Annotated in this window: 12 protein-coding genes and 1 pseudogene; 9 read left to right on the top strand and 4 right to left on the bottom strand. The window is 63.2% G+C overall.

What is annotated here, in order from left to right; translation table 11 throughout:
• Window positions 1-24: 24 nt before the first annotated feature.
• The 4 genes from BLV47_RS21220 (at window position 25) to BLV47_RS21205 (ending at window position 4276) form a co-directional block, all read left to right on the top strand.
• Window positions 25-738: a GntR family transcriptional regulator gene (locus BLV47_RS21220; protein ID WP_092316774.1), complete on the top strand. Its 714-nt coding sequence runs from the start codon at window positions 25-27 to the stop codon at window positions 736-738.
• The gene (locus BLV47_RS21215) at window positions 735-1733 is read left to right on the top strand and encodes an ADP-ribosylglycohydrolase family protein (RefSeq protein WP_092316772.1); all 999 of its coding nucleotides are present in this window, start codon (window positions 735-737) and stop codon (window positions 1731-1733) included. Before BLV47_RS21220 ends, BLV47_RS21215 begins: the two co-directional genes overlap by 4 nt.
• A gap of 154 nt (window positions 1734-1887) precedes the next feature.
• Window positions 1888-3354 carry a purine-cytosine permease family protein gene (locus BLV47_RS21210; protein ID WP_092316770.1) on the top strand — a complete coding sequence of 489 codons (1467 nt, stop codon included), beginning with the start codon at window positions 1888-1890 and terminating at the stop codon, window positions 3352-3354.
• Window positions 3347-4276 (top strand): PfkB family carbohydrate kinase, encoded by a 930-nt coding sequence (locus BLV47_RS21205; protein ID WP_092316768.1) that lies wholly within the window; start codon window positions 3347-3349, stop codon window positions 4274-4276. Before BLV47_RS21210 ends, BLV47_RS21205 begins: the two co-directional genes overlap by 8 nt.
• A gap of 91 nt (window positions 4277-4367) precedes the next feature.
• Here BLV47_RS21205 and BLV47_RS36585 read toward each other — a convergent pair.
• Both BLV47_RS36585 and BLV47_RS21195 read right to left on the bottom strand, forming a co-directional pair.
• Window positions 4368-4511, bottom strand: a pseudogene (locus tag BLV47_RS36585) (MFS transporter); the annotation flags it as partial.
• 52 nt (window positions 4512-4563) lie between these two features.
• Window positions 4564-5205, bottom strand: a complete 642-nt coding sequence (locus BLV47_RS21195; RefSeq protein ID WP_092317348.1) for an HD domain-containing protein — start codon at window positions 5203-5205, stop codon at window positions 4564-4566.
• Window positions 5206-5333: 128 nt separating this feature from the next.
• Here BLV47_RS21195 and BLV47_RS21190 point away from each other — a divergent pair, with 128 nt between their 5' ends.
• Window positions 5334-5813, top strand: coding sequence for a GNAT family N-acetyltransferase (locus BLV47_RS21190; protein ID WP_016964463.1), 480 nt, complete (start codon window positions 5334-5336; stop codon window positions 5811-5813).
• A 107-nt stretch (window positions 5814-5920) separates the two neighbouring features.
• Here the strand turns inward: BLV47_RS21190 and BLV47_RS21185 are convergent, their stop codons facing one another.
• Entirely contained in the window at window positions 5921-6973 is a 1053-nt protein-coding gene (locus tag BLV47_RS21185) for an NAD(P)-dependent alcohol dehydrogenase (RefSeq protein WP_092316764.1), read from the bottom strand.
• Between the two features lie 180 nt (window positions 6974-7153).
• Between BLV47_RS21185 and BLV47_RS21180 the strand changes: the two genes are divergently transcribed.
• The gene (locus BLV47_RS21180; protein ID WP_092316762.1) at window positions 7154-8044 is read left to right on the top strand and encodes an AraC family transcriptional regulator; all 891 of its coding nucleotides are present in this window, start codon (window positions 7154-7156) and stop codon (window positions 8042-8044) included.
• A gap of 92 nt (window positions 8045-8136) precedes the next feature.
• Here the strand turns inward: BLV47_RS21180 and BLV47_RS21175 are convergent, their stop codons facing one another.
• On the bottom strand, window positions 8137-9801 hold the full coding sequence (locus tag BLV47_RS21175; RefSeq protein ID WP_092316760.1) for an electron transfer flavoprotein-ubiquinone oxidoreductase: 1665 nt from the start codon (window positions 9799-9801) through the stop codon (window positions 8137-8139).
• A gap of 98 nt (window positions 9802-9899) precedes the next feature.
• Between BLV47_RS21175 and BLV47_RS21170 the strand changes: the two genes are divergently transcribed.
• From BLV47_RS21170 to BLV47_RS21160, 3 genes are all read left to right on the top strand, one after another.
• Entirely contained in the window at window positions 9900-10091 is a 192-nt protein-coding gene (locus BLV47_RS21170) for a hypothetical protein (protein WP_016964459.1), read from the top strand.
• 259 nt (window positions 10092-10350) lie between these two features.
• Entirely contained in the window at window positions 10351-11100 is a 750-nt protein-coding gene (locus BLV47_RS21165; protein WP_015634720.1) for an electron transfer flavoprotein subunit beta/FixA family protein, read from the top strand.
• A 2-nt stretch (window positions 11101-11102) separates the two neighbouring features.
• Window positions 11103-12032 carry an electron transfer flavoprotein subunit alpha/FixB family protein gene (locus tag BLV47_RS21160; RefSeq protein WP_047302861.1) on the top strand — a complete coding sequence of 310 codons (930 nt, stop codon included), beginning with the start codon at window positions 11103-11105 and terminating at the stop codon, window positions 12030-12032.
• Window positions 12033-12113: the final 81 nt, after the last annotated feature.

Genomic DNA, 12113 nt, shown 5'->3' with positions numbered 1-12113 from the left:
CGGGTTTCATGTATCAAGCCGGACATGCCTAAACATGTTCGATTCGATAAGAAAACAAGAGTGGTCGACGAGCTGATCCGGCGCATTGAAAGCGGTCTGCTGGAAGACGGCTTCCAACTGCCTGGAGAGCACCAGTTGGCCGGGGAGTTTGGTGTCAGTCGAGGCACCTTGCGTGAAGCCCTGGCCGAGCTCAAGCGGCGCAACTACATCGCCACGCAGAGCGGGGTGGGGTCCATCGTCACCTTCGACGGCGTTGCCCTGGATCAGCATCACGGCTGGGCCCAGGCCCTGGCCGAGAGCGGTGCTTTGGTCAACACCGAGGTACTGCGCCTGGAGGCCGTGCGTCGACCGGAGCTCAAGCACCGCCTGGGCACCGAGCAGTTCATTGCCCTGGATCGCCGCCGGCGCAGTACCGACGGCAGGGTGCTGTCCCTCGAACGTTCCCTGATCCCGGCCTCCGGCGAGCTGGAAGGCTTGCCCCGGGTCGGCCTGATCGATGATTCCCTGACCATTACCCTGGCCGCCTACGGCTACATCGGCGAGCGCGGCGATCAATGGATCGGCGCCGAACCCCTGAACGCCGAAGATGCCCAACTGCTCGGGCGGGCGCCGGGAGATGTGTTTCTCAAGGCCCTGCGCACCACCTATGACCGCCAGGGGCGGTTCATGGAACAGGTCGAGAGCCTGCTGGATCCGCAGCATTTCCGCATGCACCTGCAATTCGGAGAGTCGCGGTGAGCCCGCTCCAGCGGGCACTTGGCGCTTTCTATGGTCTGGCCCTGGGCGATGCCCTGGGCATGCCGACCCAATCCTTGAGTCATGAACAGATTCACCAGCGTTTCGGTGTGATCCGCACGCTGGAAGATGCGGGCCCCGAGCAGCCGATTGCTGCCAACCTGCCCGCAGGTTCGATCACCGACGACACCGAACAAGCGATCCTGGTAGGTCGCCTGCTGGTTCAGGGCCAGGGTCGGATCGATCCGGCGGACCTGGCCCGGAGCCTGATCCAGTGGGAGGCGGCCATGCAGGCCAAGGGCTCCCAAGACCTGCTCGGCCCTTCCACCAAGCGCGCCATTGAAATGATCCTCGCCGGTGAATCGGTGGAGGAGGCCGGGCGCTATGGCACCACCAATGGCGCCGCCATGCGTATCACGCCGGTGGGCATCGCCGCCGATGTCGCCAGCGCTCAAGGCTTTGTCCAGGCGGTGGTCGAAGCCTGCCAAGTCACGCATAACACCAGCCTGGGAATCGCCAGCGCGGCGGCGGTAGCGGCGGTGGTGTCCGCCGGCATCAATGGCGCCTCGCTGATCGAGGCCCTGCCCCTGGGGGCACAGTTTGCCCGCCAGGCACAGGCTCATGGCCACTGGGTGGCCGGGGCCACCATCGCGGCGCGCCTGGAGTGGGCCGGCACCCTGAGGATTGAAGGCGACAAGCAAGCATTTGCACGAATGCTGTATGAACTGATCGGTACCTCGGTGGCCTCCCAGGAGTCGGTGGTGGTCAGTTTCGCCCTGGCCCGGCAGGTTGCCCTCGGGCAGCTTGAAGCCTTCGAGGCACTGTGCATGGCCGCCGGTCTTGGCGGCGACACCGACACCATCGCGGCGATTCTTGGCGCCATGCTGGGCGCCTGCCTGGGTTTGGAGGCCTGGCCCGCGGAGTTGATCCATCAGGTGCAGCAGGTCAATGAACTGGACCTGCTACCTCTGGTAGAAGCGTTGCTGGCGCTGCGTTAAGTCGTCGCGCCCAGTACCGAGCCCCAGGCTCGCTATACCTTTCGGCCATACTGCCGATCGCTAGGGAAAGCTGGAACACGGCCAGGAATGCCGGATTGTTCTGTGACTTCCGAAATTGCCAGCCCCCCCAATAACGGCAACAGGAGTTTCATTCATGAGTTCATCGACGGTCGGCTCAGGCGCCGGGCAACTGGAAACCCGCGGTATCGAGCCGGTTCCCGAGGCAGAGTGCAACGGTCATCCGTTGCAGCTGTTCTGGGTCTGGTTCGCGGCCAATATCAGCATTCTCGGCTTGCCCCTCGGGGCGACGCTGGTGGCGTTTCGTGGCTTGTCGATCTGGCAGGTGCTGCTGGTGGCGATCCTCGGTTCAGTGGGCTCGTTCGCCGTGGTCGGCCTGATCTCGGTGGCCGGCCGCCGCGGTCGGGCCCCCAGCCTGACCCTGTCCCGGGCGATCTTCGGCGTGCGTGGCAACATCGGGCCGACCCTGGTGTCGATGCTGTCGCGGGTCGGCTGGGAAACGGTGAATACCACCACGGCAGCCTTTGTCCTGCTGTCCCTGAGTTCGATCCTGTTCCAGACCCCGGCTTCGGCCAAGGACGCGCCGCTGCTGACCCTGCTGTTCATCGGCATCTTCGTGCTGATGACCCTGAGCGTCTCCGGCCTGGGCCACGCCACCTTGCTGGTGATCCAGAAGTGGGCCACTTACGGTTTTGGTGCGCTGAACGTCCTGGTGGGCGGTTTCCTCTGCGCCACCATCGACTGGACGGCGGTGTTCAATGCGGCGCCGGCCCCCGTGAGCGCAATGATCATCGGGGTCGGCACCATGGCGGCCGGTACCGGGATCGGCTGGGCCAGCTCCGGGGCCGACATGTCGCGCTACCAGCATCGCTCGGTGACGGCCGGACGCCTGGTGGCCTCGGCGGCGTTCGGCGCCGGTATCCCGCTGGTGCTGCTGATCACCCTGGGCGGCCTGCTGTCGGTGGGCAATGATCATCTGGCTTCGGCGGTGGACCCGATCATCGCGATCCGCGACATGCTGCCCACCTGGATGGCCGTGCCTTACCTGATCGCGGCCTTTGGTGGCCTGCTGCTGTCCAACAACCTGTCGGTGTATTCCGCCGGTCTCACCGCGCTGACCCTGGGCCTCAAGGTCAAGCGGGTCTATGCGGTGCTGGTGGATATCGTCGCGATCTTCCTCGGCTCGATCTACTTCATGCTGATTGCCGACAGCTTCTACGGGCCCTTTATCAGCTTCATTTCCCTGCTGGCGGTGCCGATCACTGCCTGGGTGGGGATCTTCGTGGTGGACCTGATCCATCGCCATTACTACAGCGCCGATGATTTGTTGAATGTCGGGCCGAGCAGTGCCTACTGGTATCAGGGCGGGATCGAGTGGCGGGCGTTCGGTGCCTGGGTGCTGGCGATCATTCTGGGATTCTGTTTCACCAGCATCGGCACCACCGCAGAAGACGTCTGGTTCACCGGGCCGCTGGCCGATTCCTGGCTGGGGCATAACGGCCTGGGCTGGATCGTCACCTTCCTGGTGGCCGGCGGTGGATACGCTCTGCTGGGCGGAGCCCGTGATCGGCGTGGAGCCTTTGTCGAGAATGCCAATGCCTAGGTTGCTCCATAGCGGGCAGGTGATCGTCGACCTGGTGATGGCCGTGGATCGTCTGCCGGCTGCCGGTGGTGATGTCCTGGCCCAGTCGGCGAGCTTCGAAGCTGGCGGCGGCTTCAATGTCATGGCCGCGGCGGCGCGCAATGGCTTGCCGGTGCTCTACCTGGGGCGCCACGGCCAGGGGCGCTTTGGCGATCTGGCCCGAGCGGCGATGCAGGCAGAAGGCATTGGCCTGAGCCTGCCGCCCAGCCCGGGCGCCGATACCGGTGTGTGCGTGGCCCTGACCGATGCCTCGGCCGAGCGCACCTTCATCTCCCATATCGGCGCCGAGGGTGAACTGTCGGCCGAGGATCTGGCAGAGGTCAGGGTCCAGGCGGATGACTATCTGTATGTCAGCGGCTACAGCCTGCTGCAGGCGAGCAAGGCTCAGGCCCTGGTCGACTGGCTGCTGGCATTGCCGCGCTCGGTGCCCGTGATGTTCGATCCGGGGCCTCTGGTGGACTCCCCCGACTCCCCCCTGATGGCGGCCCTGTTGCCGCGGATCGATATCTGGAGCAGTAACCGCGCCGAAGCCTTGGGCTTTACCGCCAGCTCGAGTATCGAAATGGCCTTGCAGCGGCTTGGCGCCTGGCTGGCCCCCACGGCTTTGCTGCTGCTGCGCGACGGTGCTCGGGGCTGCTGGATAGGACGCCAGGGGCAGCTGGCGCAGGTGGGCGGATTCAAGGTCCAGGCGCTGGACAGCAATGGCGCCGGCGACGCCCATGCCGGAGTCTTTGTCGCGGGGCTGGCGGCGGGGCTTGAGCCACTGGCGGCCGCCCGCCGAGCCAATGCCGCAGCGGCCATTGCCGTGACCCGCCGTGGTCCGGCCACCGCACCTGGCCATGCTGAAGTGGACGCGTTGCTGCAGGCTCAGGAACCCCAGTAAGTGCACGGCGCAGGCCGGCTCGGCTTGCGCGATGCCTCGAACGGCGCCTGGCGGAACGAACTCCGGCCCAGGCAATGAGTCAGGCCAAACACCACAGCAGGCTGTGGCCGAACCCCGGCGTTAGGGCAACCCCCGGGCTGGCCATCACTAGGAGGCAGACGAACACTGCCACCGAGCGGGCGGCGCCGAGCCAGTCCGAGAGGTGACGGGAGCCGACCATGGCGACGCCGGTTGCTTGTGTTCCTGGTGGTTTCAGGGTTAGCCGCCAGCGGAGTTGGCGTGCAGGCTCATTCGCCGATTTCCTCCAGCAATTCCTGCCTGAAGCGTTGCAGGCGCGCATGGCGGATCTGCGCCAGGCGGGCGCCGCAGGACGTTTGGAAACCTTCGGCCAAATGCAGCAGCTTGGTCTGGAAGTGATCCAGGGTGAAGCGTGCGTCATCGAGTTCGCGCTGCCGGGCCGTGGGATCGGCGGGGTCGTAGAGGGCCAGGCCCAGGCGGCCGGAAACGTAGAAGGTGCGCGCCACGCCCAGGGCACCGAGGGCATCGAGGCGGTCGGCGTCCTGCAGGATCCTGGCTTCCAGGGTGGCCGGGGCGAGGGCGGCGGAAAAACTGTGGGCGGCGATGGCGTGAGCGACCGCTTCGATCTCGGCGTCGCTCCAGCCCAGCCGGGCGAGAATTCCTCGGGCCTTGTCCGCCGACAAGCGTGAGGCCTGGGCGCGCAAGGGCGAGTTTTTTTCCACGCTCACGCAATCGTGGAGCAGGGTGGCGGCCAGCAGCACTCTGAGGTCGCCGCCTTCTTCGTCGACGATGCGTCGCACGTTGTGCCAGACCCGTTGCAGGTGGGACAGGTCATGGGAGCCGTCTTTGGCAGGTTCGAGGGCGTGGGGTAGTAAGGTTTCTGCCAGGTTGTGCAGGGGAGTAAAGTGCATTCGGCGGTCCAGTTTATCCAGTTCGGCGTGCTGCATGATCGGTGATTGGCCGATTCCCATAAATGCCCGTGCAAGTCTTTCGGCTGTCGTTCTAATATGACCGCCTGATTCCGCCATGAGAACCGTCGATGTCCGTCGAAATCCGTCCTGCACTGCCCAGCGATGCCCCGCAGATTCTTGCCTTTATCACCGAGCTTGCCGACTACGAGCGAGCACGTCATGAGGTGATTGCCAGTGTTGCCGACATCGAGCGCAGCCTGTTCAGCGAGGGTGCCACGGCCCACGGCCTGATTTGCCTGCGGGACGGGCAGCCGATCGGCTTCGCGGTGTTTTTCTTCAGTTACTCGACATGGTTGGGCAGCAACTGCCTGTACCTGGAGGATCTCTACATCACTCCGGAACAGCGCGGCGGCGGCGCGGGCAAGCAACTGCTGCGGCACTTGGCGCAGATCGCCTGTGACAACGATTGCGGACGCTTCGAATGGAGCGTGCTGGAGTGGAACGAACCGGCCATCCAGTTCTACAAGTCCCTGGGGGCTCAGCCCCAGGAAGAGTGGGTCAAGTACCGCATGGACGGTGAAGTACTACGCGCCTTTGCCCGCGGCTGATCACAGCCGCTGTTCGCGCATACCTGCGCGCAGGAGCCGGCTTGCCGGCCAAGGCCGCTCCATGGAGCGCCTGCCACCGCCAAGCCGGGTCTGCATGACGCCGGGATTCAGCTCTTCAGGCTCGCCATGTCGATCACGAAGCGGTACTTCACATCGCCCTTGATCATGCGCTCAAAGGCTTCATTGATCTGGCGGATGTCGAGCATTTCGATATCGCAGGTGATGCCGTGTTCGGCGCAGAAGTCCAGCACCTCCTGGGTTTCGGCGATGCCGCCGATCAGCGAGCCGGCCAGTACCCTGCGGCTCATCACCAGCTTGCCCGCGTGCAGCGCCGGGTCCACCGGCTCGATCAGGCCCACCAGAATGTGCACGCCATCAAAGCGCAGGGTATCGAGGTAGGGGTTGAGGTCGTGGGGCACCGGAATGGTGTCCAGCAGGAAGTCGAAATGCCCGGCCACCGACTGCATCTGCGCCGCGTCGGTGGACACGATCACGTGATCGGCGCCCTGGCGCCGCGCTTCTTCGGCCTTGCTCGCCGAGCGGGTGAACAGGGTCACTTCGGCGCCCAGGGCCTTGGCGAACTTGATGCCCATGTGGCCCAGGCCGCCCATGCCGAGAATTCCCACCTTGTCGCCGGGCTTGACCCCGTAGTGCTTGAGCGGCGAGTAGGTGGTGATGCCGGCGCAGAGAATCGGCGCGGCGCTGGCCAGGTCGAGTTTCTCGGGGATGCGCACGACAAAGTGCTCGCTGACCACGATGCTGTCGGAGTAGCCGCCCATGGTGTTGCTGCCGTCGACCCGGTCCGGGGTGGCGTAGGTCATGGTCGGGCCTTGCAGACAGTACTGCTCCAGATCCGCGGCGCAGGCTTCGCAGTGGCGGCAGGAATCCACCATGCAGCCGACGCCCACCAGGTCGCCGACTTTGTGCTTGCTGACGTTGGCGCCGACCGCGGTGACCTTGCCGACGATCTCGTGGCCCGGCATCAGCGGGTACACGGCGATGCCCCATTCGTTGCGGGCCTGGTGGATGTCGGAGTGACAGACGCCGCAGTAGAGAATCTCGATGGCAACGTCGTCCGGGCGCGGGCTGCGGCGCTGGAAGCGCATGGGGGCGAGGGGAGTGGTGGCCGACTGGGCGGCATAACCGATGGCGGTGTACATGATGGACCTCGCGAAAACGCTGACGATTGAGGCGGGGCATTCTCGGCGTCGAGCCCGGGGCCAACCATGGCGATTCCTCGGCATGTCATGCCTATTCCTCCGTCATTGGCGGTTTTCACACGGCATTGGCGGACAGACCTGCGATGATGTTTTCATCCCTTTTTCCGTGAAGTTTTTCCCATGCTGCTGACCCGTCATCTGGACGCCAATGCCACCCTGGTTTCGCTGATCCGGCCTCTTGCCAGCCGAGATGGTTTCGTGGCTACCGACTTGCCCGGAGTCCAGGTGCTGCGGGCCAGCTGCGATGTGGCGCGCGGCCCGCAGATCTATGAGCCGAGCCTGATGATCATTGTCCAGGGCAGCAAACTGGCCTATCTGGGCACGCGGACCCTGGAGTACGGCGCCGGGCACTACCTGATCCAGGCCCTGTCGGTGCCCTTCGAGTGTGAAACCTTCGCTATGCCTGATGCGCCGCTGCTGGGCATTTCCATCGCCATCGACCGGGCGGTCCTCAGCGAGTTGGTGCTGGCCATGGGCATCACCGAAGGCCGGGCCGCTTCGGCGCAGACCCTGGAGTCCATGACCTCGGCGGTGCTCGATGACAGCATGCGTGGTTGTGTGGAACGGCTACTGCGCTGTCTGCACGATCCTCTGGAGTGCAAAGTCATGGGCGCGTCCAGAGTGCGCGAGCTGCTCTTTGCTGCCCTGCGTGGGCCCCAGGCCGATGCCCTGCGGGCGCTGGTGGAGCAGCAGGGGCATTTCGCCCGGGTCGCGGCATCGCTCAATCATCTGCACGAGCATTACACCGAACCCCTGAGCGTCGAGACCCTGGCCCGTTGCGCCAATATGAGCACTTCGACCTTCCACGAGCATTTCAAGCGCAGCACCTTGCTGTCGCCGGTGCAGTACCTCAAGCGCCTGCGCCTGCTCAAGGCCCAGCAGTTGCTGCTGGGTGAAGGACTGGGCGTGGCCCAGGTAGCGCATCGGGTGGGCTACCAGAGCACCTCGCAGTTCAGTCGTGAGTACAAGCGCTACTTCGAACGCAACCCCGGCGAAGAGCGCGCGGCCTGAGTGCCAATCCCCTTGGCGCTGGCTGCAGGGTCGGCGAATGCCGGGCATGAAAAAGGCCCCCATATCGGGGGCCTCTTTCATGGCGTGGCGACTTACATGTTCGGGTAGGTCGGGCCGCCGGCGCCTTCCGGCGTGACCCAGGTGATGTTCTGGGCCGGGTCCTTGATGTCGCAGGTCTTGCAGTGCACGCAGTTCTGCGCGTTGATCTGGAAGCGCTTCTCGCCATCTTCCTGGGTGATCACCTCATACACGCCGGCCGGGCAGTAGCGTTGGGCCGGTTCATCGTACAGCGGCAGGTTGCGGCCCAGCGGGATGCTCGGGTCGGTCAGCTTCAGGTGGCACGGCTGTTCTTCTTCATGGTTGGTACCGGAGATGAACACCGAGCTCAATTTGTCGAAGCTGAGTTTGCCGTCGGGTTTCGGGTAGTCGATCTTCGTGCAGTCCTTGGCCAGCTTCAGGCAGGCATAGTCCGGCTTGGTGTCGTGCAGGGTGAAGGGCAGCTTGCCGCCAAAGATGTTCTGGTCCATCCAGTTGAAGCCGGCACCGATGATCGGGCCGAACTTGTGCATGGCCGGGCCGAAGTTGCGGCTGGCGAACAGCTCTTCATACAGCCAGCTGGATTTGAACGATTCGACGTAGCTCTTGAGTTCTTCGGCGCCTTCGGAGCCGGCGAACAGCGAGTCGGCCACGGCGTCGGCGGCCAGCATGCCGGACTTCATGGCGGTGTGGCTGCCCTTGATCTTGGCCACGTTCATGGTGCCCAGGTCGCAGCCGATCAGCGCGCCGCCCTTGAACACCATCTTCGGCAGCGAATTGATGCCGCCCTTGGCCAGTGCGCGTGCGCCATAGCTGATGCGCTTGCCGCCTTCCAGGTACTGCTTGAGCACCGGGTGATGCTTGAGGCGCTGGAACTCGTCGAACGGCGACAGGTAGGTGTTGGCGTAGGACAGGTCGACGATCAGGCCCACTACCACCTGGTTGTTCTCCAGGTGATAGAGGAAGGAGCCGCCGGTGTTCTCGTTGCTCATGATGTCCAGCGGCCAGCCGGCGGTGTGCACCACCAGGCCTGGTTGGTGCTTGGCCGGATCGATTTCCCAGATTTCCTTGAGGCCGATGCCGTAGTGCTGGGCGTCGGCGTCGCTGTCCAGGTTGAAGCGCTTGATCAGTTGTTTGCCGATATGGCCGCGGCAGCCTTCGGCGAACAGGGTGTATTTGCCGCGCAGTTCCATGCCGGGGGTGTACATGCCGTCTTTTGGCTGACCTTCGCGGTCGACGCCCATGTCGCCGGTCAGAATCCCGCGGACCACGCCGTTTTCGTCGATCAGGGCTTCCTGGGCGGCGAAGCCCGGGTAGATTTCCACGCCCAGGTTCTCGGCTTGCTGGGCCAGCCAGCGGCACAGGTTGCCCAGGGAGATGATGTAGTTGCCTTCGTTGTGCATGGTCTTGGGCACAAAGAAGTCGGGAACCTTGGTGGAGGTTTCGCCGCTGCGCAGGACATAGATGTCGTCGCGGGTCACTGGAGTGTTGAGCGGAGCGCCCAGTTCCTTCCAGTCCGGGAACAGTTCATTCAGGGCCCGTGGTTCGAACACGGCACCGGAAAGGATGTGAGCACCGACTTCGGAGCCTTTCTCGACCACGCAGACGCTGATTTCCTTGCCGGCTTCAGCGGCCTTCTGCTTAAGGCGGCAAGCGGCGGACAAGCCTGCGGGGCCGGCACCGACGATGACCACGTCGAATTCCATGTATTCGCGTTCCACTAGGCTATCTCCTACTCAAGGCTCAACGGTTTTTTCTAATTGGAGGTTTGGCATTGCATCCGCGCTTTCTCCCATCGCAAATGGCGGGAGGAGGGGGGATGGCCGACCTTTCTCTCTGGGCGGCGCATTATATCTACACCACTCTCAGCGTCCAATACAAACGTTTGTTTGAAATTGCTGCAGCCCAGATAAATCAAAGAAGCGCGGCTTATAAACGGCTATTTTGCCGTATTGACCAGAAAAGGCGTTCCGGTCAAGATACGGTCGGTTTTGCGCTCGCCGTAGGCTGACTGTTGGTTTCAAGAGCACCTCTAAAGACAGGGCAAAGGCAGTAAAGGTGATGCGCCGCGCAGCTTGAAAGTGCGCAGTTTACACGCCGCGATAATGAATGACTCGCCGGTCACCACTGACCAGCGGTCATCACTCCCGTGAGCAAGGTCATCCTTTATCGACGCCAGCGTTTTTGGAGGTGCCCTTGTGCCGATGAGCATCAACCGCCAGGTTCTCGCCTAGGCGACTTTCTTTTCACCGGAGAGTAACGAGGAATCCATGAAGGTTCTTGTAGCTGTCAAACGAGTGGTCGACTATAACGTCAAGGTTCGCGTCAAAGCGGACAACTCCGGCGTCGACCTCGCCAACGTCAAGATGTCGATGAACCCTTTCTGCGAAATCGCAGTGGAAGAAGCGGTACGCCTGAAAGAGAAAGGTGTAGCGACTGAAATCGTCGTCGTCTCCATCGGTCCTGCTACTGCTCAAGAGCAACTGCGTACCGCCCTGGCACTGGGTGCCGATCGCGCAATCCTCGTCGAGTCCGCTGAAGAGTTGAACTCCCTGGCCGTGGCCAAGCTGCTCAAGGCGGTGGTCGACAAGGAACAGCCACAGCTGGTGATCCTTGGCAAACAGGCCATCGATAGCGACAACAACCAGACCGGCCAGATGCTGGCGGCCCTGAGCGGTTACGCTCAAGGCACCTTCGCCTCCAAGGTCGAGGTGTCCGGCGACAAGGTCAATGTCACTCGCGAAATCGATGGCGGCCTGCAGACCGTTGCACTGAACCTGCCAGCCATCGTCACCACCGACCTGCGTCTGAACGAGCCGCGCTACGCGTCTCTGCCAAACATCATGAAAGCCAAGAAGAAGCCGCTTGAAACGCTGACTCCTGATGCTTTGGGCGTTTCCACCGCCTCCACCAACAAGACCCTGAAAGTCGAAGCGCCGGCTGCACGCAGCGCGGGTATCAAGGTCAAGTCGGTGGCTGAACTGGTCGAGAAACTGAAAAACGAAGCGAAGGTAATCTGATCATGACTATCTTGGTAATCGCCGAACACGATAACAAGGCGCTGGCTCCGGCCACCCTGAACACCGTTGCCGCCGCCGCCAAAATCGGTGGTGACATTCATGTGCTGGTCGCCGGTCAGGGCGTTGGCGCTGTGGCTGAAGCCGCGGCCAAAGTCGCTGGCGTGGCCAAAGTGCTGGTGGCCGACAATGCCGCCTACGCTCACCAACTGCCGGAAAACGTTGCGCCGCTGGTCGCCGAACTGGGCGCTGGCTACAGCCACATCCTGGCTGCCGCGACCTCCAACGGCAAAAACATCCTGCCGCGGGTTGCCGCCCAGCTGGACGTTGACCAGATCTCCGAGATCATCTCGGTCGAAAGCGCCGATACCTTCAAGCGTCCGATCTATGCCGGTAACGCCATCGCCACTGTGCAGTCCTCGGCTGCGGTGAAAGTCATCACCGTGCGTGCCACCGGCTTCGACGCCGTTGCCGCTGAAGGTGGTTCGGCTGCTGTCGAAGCCGTTGGCGCCGCTCACGATGCAGGCAAGTCGAGCTTCGTTGGCGAAGAGCTGGCCAAGTCCGATCGTCCTGAGCTGACCGCTGCCAAGATCGTCGTTTCCGGCGGTCGCGGCATGCAGAACGGCGACAACTTCAAGCACCTGTACGCCCTGGCCGACAAGCTGGGTGCTGCTGTCGGCGCTTCCCGCGCGGCAGTGGACGCAGGCTTCGTGCCGAACGACATGCAGGTCGGCCAGACCGGCAAGATCGTTGCGCCACAGCTGTACATCGCGGTCGGTATCTCCGGCGCGATCCAGCACCTGGCCGGCATGAAAGACTCCAAAGTGATCGTTGCGATCAACAAGGACGAAGAGGCGCCGATCTTCCAGGTGGCCGATTACGGCCTGGTGGCGGACTTGTTCGAAGCCGTACCCGAGTTGGAGAAGCTGGTCTAATCCGGCGTCTTAACTTATAAAGAGCCCGGCCTTTTGGCCGGGTTTTTTTATGGGTGTTTTTTGTTGGGGGAGGGTATCGCC

Origin of the sequence: Pseudomonas saponiphila (assembly GCF_900105185.1) — a bacterium.
Classification (GTDB): domain Bacteria; phylum Pseudomonadota; class Gammaproteobacteria; order Pseudomonadales; family Pseudomonadaceae; genus Aquipseudomonas; species Aquipseudomonas saponiphila.
The sequence above is the reverse complement of the archived record's forward strand: the minus strand, read 5'-3'. Positions and strand labels throughout refer to the sequence as shown.

What these genes read in the sequence shown, in the direction of transcription:
- BLV47_RS21220 (WP_092316774.1), top strand. Translation starts at nt 25, where the DNA reads ATGCCTAAACATGTTCGATTCGATAAGAAAACAAGAGTGGTCGACGAG.
- BLV47_RS21210 (WP_092316770.1), top strand. Translation starts at nt 1,888, where the DNA reads ATGAGTTCATCGACGGTCGGCTCAGGCGCCGGGCAACTGGAAACCCGC.
- BLV47_RS21205 (WP_092316768.1), top strand. Translation starts at nt 3,347, where the DNA reads ATGCCTAGGTTGCTCCATAGCGGGCAGGTGATCGTCGACCTGGTGATG.
- BLV47_RS21195 (WP_092317348.1), bottom strand. Translation starts at nt 5,205, where the DNA reads ATGCACTTTACTCCCCTGCACAACCTGGCAGAAACCTTACTACCCCAC.
- BLV47_RS21190 (WP_016964463.1), top strand. Translation starts at nt 5,334, where the DNA reads ATGTCCGTCGAAATCCGTCCTGCACTGCCCAGCGATGCCCCGCAGATT.
- BLV47_RS21185 (WP_092316764.1), bottom strand. Translation starts at nt 6,973, where the DNA reads ATGTACACCGCCATCGGTTATGCCGCCCAGTCGGCCACCACTCCCCTC.
- BLV47_RS21180 (WP_092316762.1), top strand. Translation starts at nt 7,154, where the DNA reads ATGCTGCTGACCCGTCATCTGGACGCCAATGCCACCCTGGTTTCGCTG.
- BLV47_RS21170 (WP_016964459.1), top strand. Translation starts at nt 9,900, where the DNA reads ATGGCCGACCTTTCTCTCTGGGCGGCGCATTATATCTACACCACTCTC.
- BLV47_RS21165 (WP_015634720.1), top strand. Translation starts at nt 10,351, where the DNA reads ATGAAGGTTCTTGTAGCTGTCAAACGAGTGGTCGACTATAACGTCAAG.
- BLV47_RS21160 (WP_047302861.1), top strand. Translation starts at nt 11,103, where the DNA reads ATGACTATCTTGGTAATCGCCGAACACGATAACAAGGCGCTGGCTCCG.